At 38.5% G+C, this 20,147-nt stretch carries 20 protein-coding genes; 13 read left to right on the forward strand and 7 right to left on the reverse strand.

Annotated features, from left to right (window positions below):
• The first annotated feature begins 36 nt into the window (after positions 1 to 36).
• From ACQQ5U_RS05050 to ACQQ5U_RS05070, 5 genes are all read left to right on the forward strand, one after another.
• Positions 37 to 738, forward strand: a complete 702-nt coding sequence (locus tag ACQQ5U_RS05050) for an arylesterase (protein ID WP_437395860.1) — start codon at positions 37 to 39, stop codon at positions 736 to 738.
• A 137-nt stretch (positions 739 to 875) separates the two neighbouring features.
• The gene (locus tag ACQQ5U_RS05055; RefSeq protein WP_437395861.1) at positions 876 to 3,074 is read left to right on the forward strand and encodes a PAS domain S-box protein; all 2,199 of its coding nucleotides are present in this window, start codon (positions 876 to 878) and stop codon (positions 3,072 to 3,074) included.
• Positions 3,075 to 3,219: 145 nt separating this feature from the next.
• A complete protein-coding gene (locus tag ACQQ5U_RS05060) occupies positions 3,220 to 4,578 on the forward strand; it encodes a TolB family protein (RefSeq protein ID WP_437395862.1) in 1,359 nt (452 codons plus the stop codon).
• A gap of 23 nt (positions 4,579 to 4,601) precedes the next feature.
• Positions 4,602 to 6,002, forward strand: a complete 1,401-nt coding sequence (locus ACQQ5U_RS05065) for a Gfo/Idh/MocA family protein (RefSeq protein ID WP_437395863.1) — start codon at positions 4,602 to 4,604, stop codon at positions 6,000 to 6,002.
• Between the two features lie 248 nt (positions 6,003 to 6,250).
• A complete protein-coding gene (locus ACQQ5U_RS05070; RefSeq protein ID WP_437395864.1) occupies positions 6,251 to 6,826 on the forward strand; it encodes a Crp/Fnr family transcriptional regulator in 576 nt (191 codons plus the stop codon).
• Positions 6,827 to 6,841: 15 nt separating this feature from the next.
• Here ACQQ5U_RS05070 and ACQQ5U_RS05075 read toward each other — a convergent pair whose 3' ends face one another.
• Entirely contained in the window at positions 6,842 to 7,522 is a 681-nt protein-coding gene (locus tag ACQQ5U_RS05075) for a DUF4386 domain-containing protein (RefSeq protein ID WP_437395865.1), read from the reverse strand.
• A gap of 178 nt (positions 7,523 to 7,700) precedes the next feature.
• Between ACQQ5U_RS05075 and ACQQ5U_RS05080 the strand changes: the two genes are divergently transcribed.
• The 6 genes from ACQQ5U_RS05080 to ACQQ5U_RS05105 all read left to right on the forward strand — a co-directional run bounded on the left by ACQQ5U_RS05080 (position 7,701) and on the right by ACQQ5U_RS05105 (position 11,252).
• A complete protein-coding gene (locus ACQQ5U_RS05080) occupies positions 7,701 to 8,279 on the forward strand; it encodes a Crp/Fnr family transcriptional regulator (RefSeq protein ID WP_437395866.1) in 579 nt (192 codons plus the stop codon).
• Between the two features lie 77 nt (positions 8,280 to 8,356).
• Positions 8,357 to 8,980 (forward strand): NADPH-dependent FMN reductase, encoded by a 624-nt coding sequence (locus ACQQ5U_RS05085; protein ID WP_437395867.1) that lies wholly within the window; start codon positions 8,357 to 8,359, stop codon positions 8,978 to 8,980.
• Between the two features lie 10 nt (positions 8,981 to 8,990).
• The gene (locus ACQQ5U_RS05090; RefSeq protein WP_437395868.1) at positions 8,991 to 9,719 is read left to right on the forward strand and encodes a GNAT family N-acetyltransferase; all 729 of its coding nucleotides are present in this window, start codon (positions 8,991 to 8,993) and stop codon (positions 9,717 to 9,719) included.
• A gap of 166 nt (positions 9,720 to 9,885) precedes the next feature.
• On the forward strand, positions 9,886 to 10,509 hold the full coding sequence (locus ACQQ5U_RS05095) for a hypothetical protein (protein WP_437395869.1): 624 nt from the start codon (positions 9,886 to 9,888) through the stop codon (positions 10,507 to 10,509).
• 17 nt (positions 10,510 to 10,526) lie between these two features.
• On the forward strand, positions 10,527 to 10,928 hold the full coding sequence (locus tag ACQQ5U_RS05100; protein WP_437395870.1) for a DoxX family protein: 402 nt from the start codon (positions 10,527 to 10,529) through the stop codon (positions 10,926 to 10,928).
• Between the two features lie 24 nt (positions 10,929 to 10,952).
• Entirely contained in the window at positions 10,953 to 11,252 is a 300-nt protein-coding gene (locus ACQQ5U_RS05105; RefSeq protein ID WP_437395871.1) for an antibiotic biosynthesis monooxygenase family protein, read from the forward strand.
• A 126-nt stretch (positions 11,253 to 11,378) separates the two neighbouring features.
• Here the strand turns inward: ACQQ5U_RS05105 and ACQQ5U_RS05110 are convergent, their stop codons facing one another.
• The 6 genes from ACQQ5U_RS05110 to ACQQ5U_RS05135 form a co-directional block, all read right to left on the reverse strand.
• A complete protein-coding gene (locus tag ACQQ5U_RS05110; protein ID WP_437395872.1) occupies positions 11,379 to 12,545 on the reverse strand; it encodes a serine hydrolase domain-containing protein in 1,167 nt (388 codons plus the stop codon).
• 62 nt (positions 12,546 to 12,607) lie between these two features.
• Complete coding sequence (locus tag ACQQ5U_RS05115; protein WP_437395873.1) at positions 12,608 to 14,203, reverse strand: alpha/beta hydrolase-fold protein; 1,596 nt, start codon at positions 14,201 to 14,203, stop codon at positions 12,608 to 12,610.
• Positions 14,204 to 14,358: 155 nt separating this feature from the next.
• A complete protein-coding gene (locus ACQQ5U_RS05120) occupies positions 14,359 to 15,501 on the reverse strand; it encodes an alpha/beta hydrolase (protein WP_437395874.1) in 1,143 nt (380 codons plus the stop codon).
• Position 15,502: 1 nt separating this feature from the next.
• Positions 15,503 to 15,847 (reverse strand): 5-carboxymethyl-2-hydroxymuconate Delta-isomerase, encoded by a 345-nt coding sequence (locus ACQQ5U_RS05125; protein ID WP_437395875.1) that lies wholly within the window; start codon positions 15,845 to 15,847, stop codon positions 15,503 to 15,505.
• Between the two features lie 181 nt (positions 15,848 to 16,028).
• Positions 16,029 to 17,357: an amidohydrolase family protein gene (locus ACQQ5U_RS05130; protein WP_437395876.1), complete on the reverse strand. Its 1,329-nt coding sequence runs from the start codon at positions 17,355 to 17,357 to the stop codon at positions 16,029 to 16,031.
• A gap of 4 nt (positions 17,358 to 17,361) precedes the next feature.
• Positions 17,362 to 18,825 carry a serine hydrolase domain-containing protein gene (locus ACQQ5U_RS05135; RefSeq protein WP_437395877.1) on the reverse strand — a complete coding sequence of 488 codons (1,464 nt, stop codon included), beginning with the start codon at positions 18,823 to 18,825 and terminating at the stop codon, positions 17,362 to 17,364.
• 175 nt (positions 18,826 to 19,000) lie between these two features.
• On the opposite strand from ACQQ5U_RS05135, the gene ACQQ5U_RS05140 reads away from it, so the two are divergent.
• Both ACQQ5U_RS05140 and ACQQ5U_RS05145 read left to right on the forward strand, forming a co-directional pair.
• The gene (locus ACQQ5U_RS05140; protein WP_437395878.1) at positions 19,001 to 19,450 is read left to right on the forward strand and encodes a DMT family transporter; all 450 of its coding nucleotides are present in this window, start codon (positions 19,001 to 19,003) and stop codon (positions 19,448 to 19,450) included.
• A gap of 21 nt (positions 19,451 to 19,471) precedes the next feature.
• Entirely contained in the window at positions 19,472 to 20,101 is a 630-nt protein-coding gene (locus tag ACQQ5U_RS05145; protein ID WP_437395879.1) for an NAD(P)H-dependent oxidoreductase, read from the forward strand.
• Positions 20,102 to 20,147: the final 46 nt, after the last annotated feature.

Here is a 20,147-nt window from a genome sequence, read left to right on the forward strand (position 1 = left end):
TTTTGGTTAAAAACTCTCAAAATACTAAAATAGATCATGACCAAGAAAACCCCGAGCTTCCCATTGCCGTTAATGTTTTGTTATTTTTTGACGCTACTATTGCTTGGTTGTGGGGAAAAGAACACTAAAAAAGATACAGAGGCAACTTCGAACACAGAGGACACAGCAGTGACCGAGACCAGCGATTCGAACAAAAAAATCCTGTTTTTTGGTGATAGCCTAACCGCTGGGTACGGATTGGAAGTCAGTCAAGCTTTCCCTGCCGTTATACAAGAAAAAATAGACTCTTTAGGCTTGGACTATACTGTGATCAACGCAGGGCTGAGCGGAGAAACTACGGCAAGTGGCAAAAACAGGTTGGAGTGGGTTTTGGAAGATGGTATCGATATCATCATCATAGAATTGGGAGCCAATGATGGTTTACGAGGTGTTCCGCTGACAGAAACGAAATCAAACCTGCAAAGCATGGTGGATACCGTTCAAAGCAAATTACCCGATGTAAAAATTATTCTTGCCGGCATGAAGATTCCGCCGAATATGGGACCTGAATATACTTCGAAATTTGAAAGCATATTTCCTGAACTGGCCGCGTCGGAAAATATAAAACTGATTCCCTTTTTATTGGACAATGTAGCTGGAATCCCGGAACTCAACCAAGGAGATGGGATACATCCTACCGTAAAGGGTCAAAAACTGGTGGCTGAAAATGTATGGGTGGTTTTAAAGCCGATGCTATAAATCCAAAAAAAGCTGATTTTATTCTAAAACAAGTAGTTAGAATCAATTTTTTCCGAAAAGGAACTTATTTTATAAACAATATTGTGAGGATTATCCTGTTTTGATATTTTTATTAGATTTTCAAAACATCCCCTAAGATGACCTCAAGCCAATCTATCTTTCACGATACCGTTATTCCGTTTGCCATTTTAGATGAAAAGTATTGCATTATCGATTTTTCCGGACAATGGTTGAACCAATTTAATTTAAATCCAGAGATAAAAGGACAAGGTTTTTTTAATGTAATGCCGGAGTTGCCCGAAGAACTAAAGTCTGACATCAAATATTGTTTGGAGGGTATTGATCATCGGTCGGACTCCAAAAGGCTGATTTTAGGAAATGGGGATTCAGTTTGGTACGATTGGAAAATAAGCAGCATTTATGCAAACGATAAAGATAAATCATCAGCAAATATTTTGGTAATTCTGGAGGACATTACAGACAAAAGACGGGAAGAAGAGCTGATGATCAAATCTCAAGAAGTAGCTAGAATCGGTGGCTGGGAATTCGACTTGCTCAAAAACACCATATACTGGTCCAAAATTACCAAAAAAATCCATGAAGTACCTGAAAATTATGTCCCCGACCTGGAGAAGGGAATATCTTTTTATAAAGAGGGACGCAGCAGGGAAACTATCACCCGCCTGGTTCAAAATGCTATTGAATATGGAAAATCTTGGGACACGGAGTTGGAAATTATCACCGAAAAAGGAAATGAACTCTGGGTAAGGGCCATTGGTGAACCGGAAATGATAAATGATAAATGCATTCGAATAGTGGGGACCTTTCAGGATATAGACAAACGAAAACAGATAGAACTTAAGTTTAATCAAATAAGTGAAAGGTTATCCTTGGCCACAAAAACTGCAGGTATCGGGATATGGGAATACAATATTCCGGAGAATCAGATTTATTGGGACCAAAACATGTATTTGTTGTACGGCATTCAAGAATCCGATTTCGACGGAGTTTTTGAAGCTTGGCAAGCTTGTGTTCACCCCGATGACAAAGAACCAACCTCCATTGAAGTCAACGATGCCATCTCCGGAATCAAGGATTTTGATAGTATTTTTAGGGTAATCAAGCCAAACGGAGACATACGATGGATCAAGGCAGAAGCCACTATTGTCCGAGACGAAGATGGAAATGCCCTGAAAATGATCGGTATCAATAATGATATTACTGATTTAAAAACTACACAGCTTCAGTTGCTTAAAAGTGAGGAATCGCTTCAAGGCACCTTGGAAAACTCATCCATTGGAATGGCATTGGTGGGCAAGGATGGTAGCTTTATGGATGTTAACCAAAGTCTGTGCAATAGTTTGGGCTATACCAAAAAAGAGCTTTTGAATCTTACTTTTCAAGAAATTACACATCCCGATGATCTCGAAATAGATCTCTCCCTGCTGCGCGAACTCATCCAAGGAAAAAGAAGTACCTATCAAATAGAAAAAAAGTATTTCAATAAAAATGGAGAGGTTATTTATACTATCCTCACCGTTACAGCGGCAAGAAACATTGATGGAGAAATTTCACATTTCATTTCTCAAATTGTAGATATTACATCAAGAATCAAAGCTGAAAAAAAATTGAAGGGACTTTTGGAGCTTTCTACCAACCAAAATAGCAGCTTGCTGAACTTTGCACACATTGTATCCCATAATCTTAGGTCACATGCTGCAAATCTTACCATGATCAGCAGTTTTTTAAATGATGAAACACTTGGAGAATCCGAACGAAAAGATAGTTTGGGCATGTTGGTAAGGGCATCTGATGGCCTAAATGAAACCATAACCCATCTTAACGAGGTGGTACGGGTCAAATTGGAATCGGATAAAAAACTTAAATCCATTCAACTTCCTTATATCGTTCAAAAAGTATTGATGGATATTCAGGCACTTATTGAAAAAAATGATGTTCAGATAACCATAGACCTTCCCAAACGACTTGAAGTAAAAGGAATATTGGCCTATTTGGAAAGTATTGTGCTCAATTTAGTATCCAATGCCATTAAGTATAGAGATTCTGAGAAAACAAAGTCTACCGTTTTAATCAAAGCTTGGGAGGAAAAACAAAATGTTATTTTACAAGTAACAGACAACGGATTGGGTATTGACCTAGAAAAGTATGGCAAAAAACTATTTGGTATGTACAAAACCTTCCATAGGAAAAAGGATGCTAGGGGAATCGGTCTTTTTATCACCAAAAACCAAATAGAATCCATGGGAGGAAAAATTACTGTGGAAAGTAAGCCTCAGGAAGGGACAACGTTCAAAGTGGTTTTATTAAAAGGTTGATGAAAGAAAATTTTTGAAAGTTACGTTTGGATTTTAAAACTAACCCTGCATTCGTTTTTGTTATAACCCTAACGATCCTTTTTCATCTTTTGTCCAGTACAAAAATGTATATTTATTGCGCACACCAAAGCTAAACAACCTCATCATGAAGATTTTTTTTCATTATCAGGAATACTTTTTGGTTCCTAAACAGAACCTATTTCAAAGGTTTTTCCTGTTTTTCTGTATGGCTCTATTCGGCATATCCATGTATTCCCAACAGCAAGATTCCCTTGCTATCATTAAATTATTGGAAAAAGAAGGTCTTACCTGGCGGATGGGAGATAAAGAAGGCCATGCTGAATGTTGGGAAGAACGACCTTATGGTAAATTTATGGCTTCCATGGTTGATGGACGCACGATTGATATCCCGGTCGAAACAATTATAAATCCTCCTTCCAGTATGATAGGGAATGGAGGATTCGCTTTTCATTCGAACCATAAAATGAAAATTGAAGGCAATCTTGCATGGGTAAACCACGACGAGGTTTCCGTAAATACTGATGGTAAAGAAAGCCTATCCTCTGAATTCCGGTTATTGGAGAAAATTGACAATGAATGGAAGCTTGTTGGACAGTCCTTACATTTTTACAAACATCCTCCAGAAAATAAAATCGATACCACCAGTTATATCCAAACCGTAGATATTGAAACAGGAAGCATTGAGACCGTACTAACCATCAACGAACATTTTGAAGCCCCAAACTGGCACCCGGACAATTATCTTATCGTGAACAGTGGGGGCAAGCTATATACCTTGGATTTAAAAACAAAGGATTTAGCGCTATTGAATACCGACTTTGCAGACCAATGCAACAATGACCACGGTATTTCAGCAGATAACAAATGGTTGGCCATCAGCCATAACGATATGGCCGACCCCTCATCAAAATCATATAAATCGGCTATTTATGTTTTGCCCATTAATGGTGGAAAGCCAAGAAAGGTTACTTCAAAAGTGCCTTCGTATTGGCACGGTTGGTCACCAGATGGAAAAAGATTGGCTTATTGTGCCGAGCGAAACGGAAATTATGATGTGTACACCATCAGTGTAAATGGCGGAAAAGAAAAAAGATTGACCACAGCAGAAGGCTTGGACGATGGACCAGAATATTCACCCGATGGAAAATATATTTATTACAACTCTTATAAATCGGGGCATATGCAAATCTGGCGTATGTTGACCAATGGTAGAAAACAGGAGCAGTTGACTTTTGATACAAACTCCAATTGGTTCGCTCACCCCTCCCCTGACGGGAAATGGATCGTATACATCGCCTACACATCAGACCAAAAACAAAACCATTTATTCGGCAAACAAGTTAAATTGAGGCTAATGGATGTCGAGACCAAGGATATAAAGGACATTACCCCCGTTTTCTTCGGCGGTCAAGGTACCATCAATGTGCCTTCCTGGAGTCCCGATAGTAAAAAATTGGCCTTTATTAGTTATTCCGTCAACTAAACATATTAAAACTCAAAAAACCAATGAAGAAAAATAGCTTAAACAAAAGAAGAAAGTTTTTACGCCAAATCGGAGCCACTACTTTGGCTTCTGCTGCCACTCCATTTGCATCTTTTGCCTCTCAAGAAAAAGCGGAGGAGCGAATATTGAGATATGACAAGAACTTCTCCAATAACGATACAATAAGAATCGGTGTAGTTGGATATGGTGTACAGGGGCATTTTGACCTGAACACTGCCCTGCGAGTACCAGGAGTTGAACTCGCTGGTATTTGCGACCTCTATTCCGGCAGGTTGGTCAATGCACAAGAACAGTATGGTAAAGACCTATTCGTAACCAGAAGCTATAAAGACCTTTTAGACAGGGACGATATTGATGCCGTCCTGATTTGCACCACTGATGTTTGGCACTCCCAAATCACCTTAGATGCCCTTGCCAAAGGCAAGCACGTGTACTTGGAAAAACCCATGATGCATAAAATAGATGAGGGCTACCCGATGATGAAAGCCGCCGAAAAATCGGGCAAAGTAGTTCAGATAGGTAGTCAAAGGGTAAGTAGCGTTGGCTATGCCAAGGCCAAGGAGCTTTTGGCCGCTGGAGAAATCGGGGAAATCAATATGGTTCAGGCCGCGTGGGACCGCCAAAGTTCAATTGGCTCATGGGAATATACCATTCCTGATGATGCAAGTGCAGAAACAACTGATTGGGATACATTTATTGAGGTAACGGACAAAATGGAGTTTGATGCCAAAAAATTCTTTTGGTGGCGAGCGTTTAAAGAGTTCGGTACAGGTGTGGCTGGTGACCTCTATATTCACTTATTGAGCGGAACCCATTTTATTACCAATTCAAAAGGGCCAGAAAATATTTACAGTACGGGGCAATTTAGTTATTGGAACGATGGTAGAAACATGCCCGATGTAATGTCAGGGGTAATGCAATACCCAAAAAGTGAAGAGCACCCAGCTTTTCAATTAAACCTACGGGTTAATTTTATCAGTGGCACAGGAGGTCAGGAAATTATCCAGTTAATTGGCTCAGAAGGAACTATCACTATAAACGGAAACGACATCACTGTTGGGTACAGTAAAATGCCCGAAGCTCCAGGTTTTGGAGGATATGATTCGGTATTTACCTTCCCAAAAGAAATGCAAAACCGTATGGCCGCTGATTACAATGCCAAATGGACCGAAGTACAACAAAAAAGACATCCTAAAGGCGATGTTATTTATAAAGCTCCCGAGGGCTATAGCGACCACTTGGATCATTTTACCAATTTCTTTGATGCCATTCGCTCTGGAAAAGAGGTGGTAGAGGATGCTGAATTCGGTTTTAGGGCAGCAGCTCCGGCCCTGGCCTGTAATACCAGTTATTTTGATAAAAAAATCATGAATTGGGATCCTATTAAAATGAAGTTGGTCTAATAAGAATTTATGAAGAGGTAACCAAAGTCTTCATTTTAAGAGGTGTGTTCTATAAAAAAAATGAACCACTAAATAATCAAAATGGGTAGGTCTACTTCAAAAAAGGCCTGCCCTATTTTTGTTTTAAAAAATATTCTTTTGCATCAAAAGAGTTCATTTTGAAGAGAAAATCAGATGGGATATGATAAAGCCTTCAAAAACGGAAGTGAAGGAAAAAGTTAATTTTGCAATCATAAAAGACCTTTATATTGAAAAGTGAAATTGTACAACTTCTGGAAGGAGCTTTGGAACTTAATGAAGAAGAGGCCAAAGCGGTTACAGAATGTATTCCCATCAAAACCTTTGAAAAAGGTCATATTTTGTTGCGTGAAGGACAGGTCTCCAACGAGTCCTACTTTAACATACAAGGGCTGGTGAGGAAGTATTATTTGGTTGATGGAGAAGAAAAAACTACCGAATTTTATGTAGAAAAAGATGCCATTTCCTCCCTACAAAGCTACAATCTCAAAGTACCTTCAAATCATTATTTGGAATGCATAGAAAATTGTAGACTGGCCATTCTATCTCGAGACAAAGAACAGGAACTTTTTGAGAGGGTAGCTGAATTTGAGTCTATTTGCAGAGTTTCCGTAGAGGAAGAACTTGGAGCTTATCAAGATAAATTGGCCCAGTTCATGATTTCCAGTCCGGAAAAAAGATACCTTGATTTTATGAAAAACCGGCCAGACTTACTACAACGGGTACCACAATACTATTTGGCAAGCTATTTGGGCGTCAAACCAGAGTCATTAAGCCGCATTCGAAAACGAATCGCACAACGGTAACTTGTAATCGGTACTTTATTGCACTTTTTTTAATCCTTTCATCAATAACCAAACAGTAAACGACAACTCCCCTGTAATCCCGAAGAGAACGACCAACAATTCGAGGCCTTGTTCATAATCATTGTAATTAGGCATAACCAGCTTTGCAGAGCAACTCATCAAATATCCAATAGCAGCCAGGAGCAGCATATAACCTAAGCCTTTGGGGATTAAATCTGATTTAATGGACAAATAGCCCAAAAACGCCAAATGAGCCCCAAAAAACAATAGTCCCATATTCCAAATTTCGTCAAACCTTTGCAATAAAGACATGACCAAATTTTGCAAGCTTTGCATATTTAATCCTACTGAATAACCAGTTATTCGATAAACCTCAACCAAACACATCAATGCAATTCCGAAGCAAATGGCATGAAGCAATCGAAAACCAGAAGCTACGAAAGATAATTTTTGGCTAACTTTTTTAGTCACAAAAAAGAGGGAGAATACCAGAATTATATCAAAAAAAAGCATGGCCAAAAACCCTAAAACACCCCAACCTAATTCTGAACGGTCTTTCAAAAAATTAGCAACGGTCATCTCGCCATTTGAGGGAACTACCATGGTTTCCAATATAGCAAAATTTGCATAGAACCCCGAAATAAATATCAAAAGGTAACCAATACCCGATACCAAAAATGCTAGCCTAAGATTCATAATCCTTTCTCGTATTTCAAAATTTAGGTAAAATTAGATTGAAGCACTTTCCCTTTCATTGACTTTGGTTAATAACTGTTTAAAAATCAAAACAAACCTGAATAAAATAAAAATTCACTTGTTCCAAAAAGCCTTCATTAATCAACTTTTATTAATTTTCTAAATCAATCTCTAGATTTTGGATGCAAAAGATAAACTCTTATCTCATTTAAAAGAAACTATTAAACTAACCCACGAGGAGGAATCCATCGTGTGTGATAGCTATTCTGAAATTCATCTCAAAAAGAAAGAAGTTTTACTTTTTGCCGGGGAAGTTTCCAATCACATGCGGTTTATTGCCGAAGGATGTTTGCGAGCTTACCATATGGATGAAGAGGCCAAAGAACATATCGTACAATTTGGTATTGAAGGTTGGTGGGTGAACGATCTATACAGCTATCTGACCTGCACTCCGGCCAAACAATTTGTACAAGCCTTGGAACCTTCAACTGTACTTCAAATTCACCGGGACACCCTTAATGAACTTTACGAAAAAGTTCCTGCTATTGAACGATTCTACAGATTAAAGTTTGAAAATGCCTATGTTGCCCTGCAAGACCGCACCATAAATTCCATGAGCAAATCGGCCGAAGAGCGTTATTTGGAATTCCGATCAAAATATAGAAGCATTGAACAACGTGTTCCACAATATATGATTGCTTCCTATTTGGGGATTACCCCTGAATTTTTAAGTGCCCTCCGAAAAAAGATAAAATAAATCCATTTCTTAATACACCTTAAGATTAATGATTCTTTACCGTAATAGGTTTGCACTGACACACAAATCAGTGCATTATGAAAAGAATAGTAGCTTTTACAGGGAGTAACAGTCCTAACTCGATCAACCAAAGATTGATTGACTATATAGTAAAAGAATTCCCGAACAACGGTATAGTACCGCTTGACCTTAAAGGATACGACCTACCAATGTACAGTCCCGAAATTGAAGAAAAAGGTATTCCTGTTCCGACCAAGGAGCTTTTTCAAACCTTTACTTCGGCAGATGGATTTATTTTGGCATCTCCAGAGCATAATGGACTTCCCTCCGCTTTTTTAAAAAACCATATCGATTGGCTTTCCAGAATAGACCAGCGCTTTTTTGGCGACAAACCCATTTTGCTATTGAGTACTTCACCTGGAAGAACCGGAGGTAGTTCTCATCTGGAGATAATGGCAAAATTGGTTCAGCGATGGGGCGGTGAACTCGTAGGTCAGTTTTCCTTGGGTGACTTTTATCAAAGTTTTGACACCCGTACAAACACCCCAAATAAATCAAAAGAGGAGCAGTTGTTGAAACAATTGGTCAATTCCCTTCTTAACTATAAAGAACAACCGATAGGGAGTTATAGAACACAAAGAGAAATTGAGGTGTTCATAAACAAAACTGTGAATCAATATAAAAACAAAGGTTTTTTATAAAATAGAAGATATGAACAAGAAAATCGTTGAACATTTATTCGAGTTCTGGGAACAAATTGGAAGGCATGGAGGATTCTTAAAAGCGGAAAATGGATTCTCCTTAACGAATCCACAACATAACTCTTGGCCCAATAAAATATTTAACTTAAATATTAGTGAATTGGAATTATCTGAATTGCAGAAGAGAATTCGTTCACAAGAGTTACCAAACTCCATAGCCATTTTTGAAGACAATGTGATCAAAAACGAACTGGAACGCAACGGTTTTTGTCCTACGTCCCAAGTAAAAGCAATGGCGCTGGATACTTCTGAAGTCCATTTTGATCCTATTGATGCATCTGAGTTTATAAGGGTAAGTTCACGACTTGAAGCGGAACTGTTTGCCCAAGCAGCCACGGAATCTTTTGGTTATACGGTTAGCGCTTCAACCATAAGTGCATTGATCAACAAACCATCCTTTACCCTCGTCTTGGGCAAACATGAAAATGCTTTTCCAAGTTGTGGTATGGTGTATTTGGATAAAAATGGTGTTTCCGGAATTCATATGATCGGTACCAAAGCTGGTTATAGGGGTTTGGGACTCGGAAAAAAGATGACCCGATTTTTGATACATCAAGCAATTAAAAATCAAAGTAGTAAAGTGTATCTGGTCGCCTCACAGGCTGGGGAGCGGATTTATACCAAAATGGGATTTACAACACATGGGGTTTTGGAGAGTTATTCCTTGTCGTTGCATTAATATAATATCACCCATTTTATTGCTTTCAAAGGGTATATGTTTTCAATAAGATTGGAAAATGATACCCTTTTTGATTTTGAAGGGTATCTCCCAGTTTCTTTCTTAAGATACCTTAATTATTCCCCATTTGTTTGCTCCTAGGTTTGCCACGGTAAAATCTATAACAATGAAGAGAAACACATCTTTATTCACTTTAGTTTATTTGTTCGTTTCAAGCTGGGTTATTGGTCAAGAATTAAGTTTCGCCCCGGATGTGGTATTTGGCAACCGATCGTTGACCTACAAACATTTGGTCAAATATTCGATCAATCCAAAACTTTCGGTGGACAATTTGACCCTTTTTGATACCGAATACGGAAACGATTTCAACAACCTTTATTTCATAAGAAATACTATTTCCTATGCTCTTACTAAAAACATAAGAGCCAACACGGCCATAGGAATTAAAAACCCCGGTGCTTTTGGAACCATGTCTTTATCCTTTACTACCCAATCGCACCAATTCAACTTTATCTATTCGGCCGGTAGTACGTATCAAGATGGATTTTCATTTGAACAATCTATTATCGCCAGTTATTTGCCCTCTTTTGGAAACGATCATCAGGGTTACATAAATCTTCTTGTTACGGGTAACATTAATAACAGTGGCTATGCAAGAGGACTCCAACAACTTAAAATCGGTGTGCAGAAAAAACAATTCACTACCGGGCTTGCCATAAATCTTGATCAATTCAATAATGCTCGAAAAACATTGACGAACACAGGCATTTTTTTAAAGTATAATTTTTAACATCAAATAGTTACAACATGAAAAGAAACAAAAACACTGCTATTTTTTTATTCAGAATCGCCATTCCTTTTACCATGCTCATTTATGGAATAGATAAGATCAAGAACGGTGCAGGATTTATAGGCAGCCTATTGGAAACCTATGGTTTACCCTTGTTTTTGGCCAATGGCGTATTTGTAGGTGAAATAATCGCTCCCTTGATGCTCCTCATAGGTTTCAGAACCCGTTTGGCAGGGCTTATTTTGTCATTTAATTGTTTATTGGCCGTACTTATGGCCCAAACTCAAAACATGCTTACCTTGAACCCGTTTGGAGGTTGGTCTCTGGATTTATTGTTTATTTATATTGTAGCCGGTATTGCTTTTTTCTATAGTGGAGCAGGCAAGCATGCCATCTCAACAAACAACTCCTGGGATTAATAAAAAGAATAAAATATGTCAAATATGTATGCAGTAATATATCAGTTTGATGTTATCCCTGGTCGTGAAAAAGACTTTGAGAAAACATGGCAGCTCGCAACAGAGTCGTTTATAAAACATGCCGGAGGGCTTGGCTCCCGTCTTCATAAAAATGAGGCGAGCAGTTATATAGCCTATGCCCAATGGGCCGATAAGATAAGCTGGGAATCCGCCAGACAAAAATTACCAAAAACTGCTATAGAAAATCTACAACGAATGAATGGGTATTGTGATGAAATTACAGTACTGTTCAATATGAAAGTCAAAAGGGATTTGTTGATTTAAGGGATTTTATGGGTCGAAAAAGCATACATCCTTACCAATGCTTATTTGATTTTGGTCCTAAAGTTGACTTCCAATGATTCTTCCATCAAATATTTAAGTAGGGTTTAAAAGGATTCGTTAGGGCTATTATATATGTTTAAGCAGTGTGCGGTAGATATCCCTTACCGATATCATATCGTTTTCGACTTCTGAAGTATTAACAAATACAATAATACCATGACTTCCTTCTCTAAGAAAATATGCATGGGAAATAATACCCGGATCATTTCCACTATGCCCGACTTTTTCATCATCAATAGTCCAAAAAACATTCTTTTTGAATTCTTTTGAGGCCGGTTGAGATAGCATTTCCTTGTAGCTGGATGCCTTTAAAATATTATTCTCCCCATTGTAGCCCTTCATCACCGCCATCAAATATTGACTGAAGTCCTCTATATTGGTCATGAATCCGCCATCACCATATGTAATGAATTCATATGTTGGAATGGGGTAACCGTACCAATATAATGTAGAAACATTTTCCATTTGGTGGGCCTTGGATGCCCAACCTGAATTATCCATTTGGAGCGGATTTAGAATATGCTCTTGTAAAAAATCGGTGTATTCCATACCACTGGCCTGTGCAATAATATAAGCCGCAATATTTGCTCCCATATTACTGTACTTATACGAAGATCCTGGAATCGTGTTTGAAAAGCTATTTGACGCATACCATTTTCCATCCGTACAATATTGGTTTTTAATAAATTGGGGTGCAGGCATCATTTCGTTTCCATTCAATAGATTTACCTCTTTTTGTACCTCCTGTTTGAGTTTTTGGGGCAAGTTTTCATAGAAGGGCGGAATTTTATCATTAAAAATGTAAATCTTCTCATAATGCTCCGTATCAAGGATACTGGAGGTATGGCTAGCAAGTTGACGAATGGTTATTGGCTCATTTGGATAAAATGGGTTCTGTATGGTAAAGGGTAAATGATCATTGATGGGGTCATCTAAATCCAATAAACCCATTTCCTGCGCTTTCATTAAGGCCACTCCGAGCAACGTCTTGGAAATGGACGCAATAGGTTGGACCGTTTTTGTTGTATAGGGTTTCTGTTGCTCTTTGTTCGAATAGCCAAAGCCTTTGGAGTAAACAATACTATCTTTATTGACAATAGCTACGGCGAAGCCTACAAGATTGCTGCTTTCCTGTATCCTTTTCAATTCCTGGGTTATCGAATCAGTTTGCTGTTGTGATTGAAGGGAGTAAACTCCCATTACAATACATAAAAACGATAAAAGAGCTCTCATACAGTACATTCTTTTAATTGATTTGATTTTTCAGTTTGGTTATTAATTATTTCATTTAGGAACTACCAATACTCATAAATCTTAAAGATTTTTCCATCCTTAAATTCAAAAAGGGCCATTTGAGGATCGCCTTCCACAATTTTACCCTCTTCCCTTTTGATAAAACGTTTACTGACAGCGATGGCATTCAGACCAACAATTTTGTTTTCCACTTTAATGTCTATCACACTCCCATCATAACCTCCATTTTTCTGGTTGCGCATGTAACCATTATATAAGTCTTCCCTGGTATACACCCCTCCATATTTGGGATGCACATAGGTAAAATCGTCCGTGAAGAGTTCAAAGATGTTGTCTATGTCTTCAGGAGTCGAGTTTTGTTGGAAAACCTTAAGGTTTAATTTATAGTATTGTTCCAATACATGGTTTAGGGAATCTTTATGAACTTTGAATCCAACATTGACCTTGCTCGACAGCTTTTCCACTTTTTCCATTACAGAAGCAGCTTTTTCAAAATCCCTATTGGCCTTATATGCAGCGGCAAGTTCGTTTAGGGCATCTATTGAGTTTGGGCGATATGCCACCCAACGGTCCATAACTTCTATAGCCTCTAAGGTTCTTCCCTCCTTGAGTAAAATGGCACCAATGCGACTTAAACTGTTCGTGCTGTTCCAGCGCTCTGTTTTTGGTAATATTTCAAACCCATATTCCTCCGAAAGTTTTTGAAAATGATTATCGATATTCTTCATGGCACTAGCCGGCCCATTTATGATATCCCTATACTTTGCAAACCACTTTTCCTTTGGAAAAATGAGTCCAAGTGCCTCCTCCAATGCAGGTAAGGCCACATCATAGTGCCCTTCGTTTGGAAATATTTTTGAAATAAAATGAAAATCTTCAGAGCGATACGCGGAGAGTCGTTTTTCAAATTCTTCCAAATTGGCCTTTATCATTGGAGAATTGCCATTACCATCAGAATCCGCTGAGGTCACATATAAATAACCTGTTTTGTTCGTCCCGTTTTCAAAATCATTTATCACATAATCGATTAAACTTTCCCCTTCCTTATATCCCATTCCAAGGATATCCCCTGCAGCAATGGCAATATGGGCATCAAATAAATTCGGCTCCTTGGCAAAGGCATGCAAAGTATACATGGCTGTTCCCGAAAGCCCCATGACCATATTAAAGTCGTTTGCCCTAAAATTTTTCTTCAAGTAAGGAAAGAGTTCTTGTTTTAGATGAGCAGTGAATGGGTCTGGATTTTTTCCAAACGGTAATTGTTTCCAGTCCTTGGGCCAGAAATCACTGCCATTGGTATAAAGTTTGGGAATTATAGGTCCATCCACCAAGCTTACTACAATAGTCTCGGGCATTCGTTCTACAGAACTTAAGTGCTTGACAACCCCTGAGGTCATCAAAAAAAACTCATCCTCCAAAAGGAGCAATACCGGGTAAGTATGTTTTTCAGAGGACTCATGGAAACTTTCCGGCAGGAAAATATTAATGGTCCTATCCTCTTCCAAAATCTCTGAATGAAACACCTCTTGTTGGGCAAAAACCAATGATTTTGAAAATGTAAAACTGTTTTGCTGGGCTTCTGTCGAGAACAAACTACCAAACAAGGTCACAATGATCACTGTGCATTTTAGTTTCATATGGTCTTTCCTGTTACTTTTTTATTGACTTACTTCTTCCACGGCTTTTTTGTATAGCTCGGTGTCACCACTATTTTGTAACAATGTAAGGGCATAGCTCTTGTTAAATGCCTTTTTGCCTTTATTTACATCCTTCACCTATATTCTTTAATCAGCTAATAATGTTTTGATTGTGCGCTCCGCTTTTTGATCAATAGCCTTTCCGAATCCGGATACTTTTTCAACAAAAGATCATACAATTCAACGGCTTCCTGAAACCTATTGTTCTTTTCATAAAATGCAGCAAATTGGGACACGGCATAATCCCTATTCTCTATCAGCTCTTGTATAAAAGCATTTTTGTCCAGGGCATTCAACAGTGTTTCAAACTGATCAAAATCATCGGCTCGCATGGCACTACGAATAATGGTAAAACGTGACCATAGGGAGAGATCTGGCTCAAATCCATAGCGCTTGGCTCGTTCCTGAGCATGATTCAAGGCATACTCCATGCCCCCCGCATTGATAAATTTTTGTAAGTTGTTCGTTTCAAACTCCTGATAATATTTAAAATAGTCCCGAAGGCCATGATACAAGGTTGGATACCCCGTGGAGCGGTGTTCTTCCAGTTCAAACTCAAAATATTTCCATTCAAGACCTTCAATGGAGTTTGATTTCAGTTTATCTTTCAACTTTTCGGTACTGTGCCGTACATCATATTCATCGGGGCTTACCGCAAAATACAGTTGTGTATCCATGCGGGCAGAAGTGTCCAAATCATCAATAGCATCAAAAATGGGGAATGGACTGGCAACCAAATAGGCATTAAAAAGTGTAGGTTGGTCCTTCATCATGTGAAAAGCAAAGCTTCCTCCATATTCCCAACCAAATAGCAAGTTTTCACCATTGGTCCTAAAGTTTTGGTTTACATAAGCCATCAATTCATCTTTTAAGAAGCCTTCAAAGTTTTCCTTTCCTTCTCCGAAATGTTGAAACCTATCAGGGTACGAATTCTTGATTCCCACAATGATAAACTCGGGCGCAAGCTGAAATTGCTGGAACGATTGACTTAAACTGACTACGTGCAAAAAGAAACGTTGACCATCGAGCACATAAACTACCGGATATTCTTTTTCTGATTCTTTATAGCCTTCAGGTAGATATATTTGCACTTCCCGCTCTTCCCCCAAAACTTCAGAAACTAAGAGGTGATTGAACCCCACCACATTCGCTGCCGCCTTGTTTTGCGCATTACTTATGTTCGTGAACAATACCGCCCCAAACGCCAATAGGCCTATTTTTTTTAATATTATATGCATTTTAAACCATTGTTTTGTTGCAGTAGGTAGCTTTCTCAAAATCCCTGATGTTGATAGAGATGATGGGAACTTCGGGGAACATGCCTTTGAGTTCCGAAACAATTTGTTTTGATAAATTGGCCTTTTGTTCGGTAGTTCTTCCTTCCATGATGTTTCCAAAGATGTGGATAAAGTCATCCTTTCCATTCCCGACCATATAGTGTTCAAAGGGATTGATTCTCACCTTAATATCCTGTGGGTCGAACAAACCTGTGGATTCAGCGGTATCGTAGACCAATTGCATTATAGATTCTGGTGATTGTGATTTAATGACCGTGTTGGAACAGTCCAATACAAAATGTGGCATGTGTTATATAATTGATTCTAATGTTGTTTTCTATCCAAACTGCGATATACAAAGTTTCTTAGTAATAAGGAAGTTGGTTAGTCCCAAAAGGATGAAAATTTGTTTGAAAGGGAATATTCCCTGATTATTTACAAGGATTATTTTTCATATTGTTCTTTAACTGTTCTATTTAATGTCTCAATTATTGGTTTAAAGATTCCACTTCCTTGAGAAGCCCATTCAATTGATTCCTATCCAACCACTCCCCTTTCAATAATACACCTTCAATGGCCTTGGTGTTTTTAATATCTTCCAATGGGTTTTTGTTCAACAGGACCATATTGGCATTTTTTCCTTCGGAAACAGTTCCTTCCATAGCCATTTCACCCAAATAACGGGCCGGTGTCAACGTACTTGCCCTAAGTATATCGTATGGAGATAAGCCTGCTTCTTGAAGAAATTGAAATTCTTCGTGCAAGGAAAATCCCGGAACTACAAACCCAAAAGTATCGCTTCCTGTCATTATAGGTACATCGGCATCTGCTAATATTTTGGTAAAATTTTTCATCCATTCAAAGTAACTTTCCAGCAAAGGCAAGGCATCCATTCCGTTGATTACCTTTCCCTTTAAACTTTGTCGATAAGGATTCTCATCGGATGCCCAATACCCATAATCTCCTTTCAACATATATGTTGCGGCTTCTTTTTCTTTAAGTTTCTCAAAGAAATTATCATCCAAACACTTTACGATCATATCAAAAACCACCAAAGTCGGTGCAATGGTAATTCCGCTGTTTTTAATTTGTTGCACGGTCTTTTTCAGGAACAGACTATCCTTTCTCTGCTCATCACTGAACAAATACACAAACTCCTCTATGTGTTCTATAGATTTCATCCGAAGTGAAAACTCCAGATCCATCTCCCGTTGGGCATGACCCATTACTGGGATTTTGTATTGAGCCGCCTTTTGCAAAACTTCCAGATAGATATCCTTGGGCAGATTATCAGCAATCTTTATAAAGTCATAACCCTTTTTGTGGTGCTGTTTTATGACCCTTTCCACATCTGCACTGGTTTTTAAATCCCCAGATTGCAAATAAGGTCCGGAGGTATAGTAGTTGGGGGCCATCAATTGTCCTTTGCCTATACTATCCCTTATCGCAACATGATCCTGCCAATCGTATTCCGCCATATTACGCACTGTTGTTACCCCGTTGGCGATGAGTAATTTCAAATCTCGTTGAATTCCACCTTGTTTGTTTCGCCAATGGTAATGCATCTCGTGCAATCCCGGAATCAGATATTTCCCTGTGCCATCAATGCGCTTGGCCGAGGAATATTTTGATGTGTTCGACATGTCTTCAACTCGAAGTATTTTGCCATTGGCAACAACCACCCTTTGATTGTGGAGAAGGGTGTTCTCATACATTGGAATTACATTGACATTGTCGAAGGAAATTGTGTCGGTTTGGGCAAATCCGACCGAAAGACCGAACAAGCAAATCATTACATAAAATACTATTGTTCTCATGATATTAATTGATTGATGATGAATTTATTTTTTTGAACCACAGGTTTTTTACCCTTCCCGTGGATATGTGGAGACCGATTATTTCTCCTTTTTTATTACGTGACATTTTGATGTTTCCCAAAGGCCAAGAACTTTTGAACATATCAAGGCCAACCACTTCCATTTTAAGTTCACCATATCTGGCATGGGAACATTTTAAGGTATCACTCTTTAGGTAAAATGTATAATGAGTGTCAATTTCAGGGCTATAAAATGTACCCGTGTAATCCGTTAAATCCAATGACTGACTTGGTTGATTTTTTTTCTTCTCCACTACATTGGAGTTAGAAAATGGATTGTTCTTTTTTCTAGTTTTGGAAAATAAGATTCCGGCAATATCGTCTGCCTTTTCCCCAAATGGTGCGTTCGAAAAATTGGTCAATACAACAATGCTCAATTCCTCTTCGGGATAGATACTGAGGAAGGTTCGATAGCCCCCAACTACTCCCGCATGCTGAATACGTTTTTTTTCGAACTTTTCATCCACATATATCCCATAACCATAATTAATTGGAGTGCCATTGCTTAACTGCCCCAAAGTTTGAAGCATTTCAAATGCTCCCTCCCATTCTTTTGAGGAATTATAAAAATTATTGGACCATTTCAACAAATCCTCCACGGTGGAATACATATTCCCCGCGCCAGTATATGCCCAATACCCTTGGGCCATTTCAAACACCTTATCGTGACTGTGATAGTACGATGTGGCCCTACTGGGGACAATACGCTGATAATTGTCCTCCACATAGGTGTTTTGCATTTGCAATGGCTCAAAAACATTATTTTGCATCCATGTTTTGAAACCCTCACCTGTCACTTTTTCAATGATTTCGGCCAACACAACATATCCCGTATTGGAATACATAAATTGTTCACCGGGTTCAAAATTTAAGTCTGTTTGCTTTTGAAGCAATCGTAAAACATCTTCATTAGTCCTGTAATCATCACCTCGCCAACCGGCAAGGGCCATCAAATCGTGAAAATCCCTTAAACCACTCGTATGTTGTAACAAATGTTTTATGGTGATGGATTTATTAAAAATCGGAAACTCTGGGAAGTACCTTTGAACAGGGTCATCTATGGACAACAATCCTCGTTTCTCAAGAAGTATAATGCCCATCGCTGTAAATTGTTTTGATATAGACCCAATATTGAACAAAGTTTCGGTAGTGTTCGGAACTTGATATTCCAAACTCGCATTACCAAAAGAATTCGAATAAATAACCTCATCTGCTTTTGCAACGCCGACTACCCCTCCAGGATGGTTTCCCAAATCCCAATCGTTGAACAAAGCATCAATTTGATTTTTTGATTCGTCAGTGATTTGACCAACACCAATTATGGGGCACATACATAGGAGTAATACAAATAGGTGTGCTATTCGTGGAATGCTCTGTTTTTTAATTCTATTATTCTGATTTTTCATCATCAAGCAAAGCTATTTTGTCGCACTATGCTATTCATTGACTTTGGTTAAGAAAGCAGATTGGGGAACATAATCTGGAATCAAAATTAGGTCCACATAATTTCTAGTTTCTTAATCTATCTTAAGATTTCCCATAGAGCTTCCTGCTAGTTTTGTGACATCAAAAAAAAGTGAGGTCATGAACCAGTACATCAATATTATATTGGCATTTATAGGGGGCGTGTTTTTGGCCATGCAGGGAGGCCTGAACGCTCAACTCGGGATTCAGCTCAAAAATCCACTGTTGGCTTCGCTCACCGCCTTCTTTTTTAGTATGGTTTTTGCCTTGCTAGCAGTGATTATAGGTGTAAAAGACATCCCCAAGACCTCATATTTGCTCACCATTCCCAAACATTTATGGTTTACGGGAGCATTGTTCAGTGTAATCGGAATAGGTTTGTATTACTATACCATTCCCAAACTGGGCATATCCACCATGATTTCCCTGGGACTCTTCGGTCAACTAATTTTTTCGGCAGTGGCAGGACATTATGGGTGGTTTGGCTTACCACAGGAACCCATGGTTACAAAAAAATTATTAGGGTTACTTACCATGATGGTTGGCATTGTATTGATCAATAAAAATTGAACAAATCTAAAAACAACGATAATGAAACTATTGGAAAATTTGAAATGGCGATATGCTACCAAAAAATTTGATGCCTCAAAAAAAATTGAACAAAAGGATATTGAGATATTAAAAGAGGCCGTACAATTATCGGTGTCCTCCTATGGATTGCAATTGTACAAGGTGTTGATCATTACAAACGATGAGCTGAAGCTTCAATTAAAAGAGGCCGCTTGGAACCAATCCCAATTGACCGATGCTTCACATATTTTTGTGTTTTGCAATTATACGGAAAGAAAAAACGAGCATATTGACGAATATATTCGAGCAACCTCCGAAACACAAAATACTCCACTGGAAAAATTGGAAGGATATGGGGATTTTATTAAACAAAGTTTATCCGCAAAACCTATTGAAGAATGGCAAAACTGGTCCGAAAAACAGACTTATTTGGCGCTTTCAAATCTGTTGGTCGCTTGTGCCGAACTAAAAATAGATTCTTGCCCCATGGAGGGCTTTGAACCTGAAAAATTCAACCAAATTTTAGGACTTGACCAAAATGGGTTGAATGCAGCGATAATTGCTCCAGTGGGATATCGGTCAACGGAAGACCACACACAATTCAGGCAAAAAGTGCGCAAACCCAAAGAAATCCTGTTCGAGGAAATTTAATAATCGGTTCATCCTAGATGACATAAGGAGTAAAAGCAAAAGTGTA

It is taken from the genome of Flagellimonas lutimaris (assembly GCF_051494225.1).
GTDB classification, from domain to species: domain Bacteria; phylum Bacteroidota; class Bacteroidia; order Flavobacteriales; family Flavobacteriaceae; genus Flagellimonas; species Flagellimonas lutimaris_A.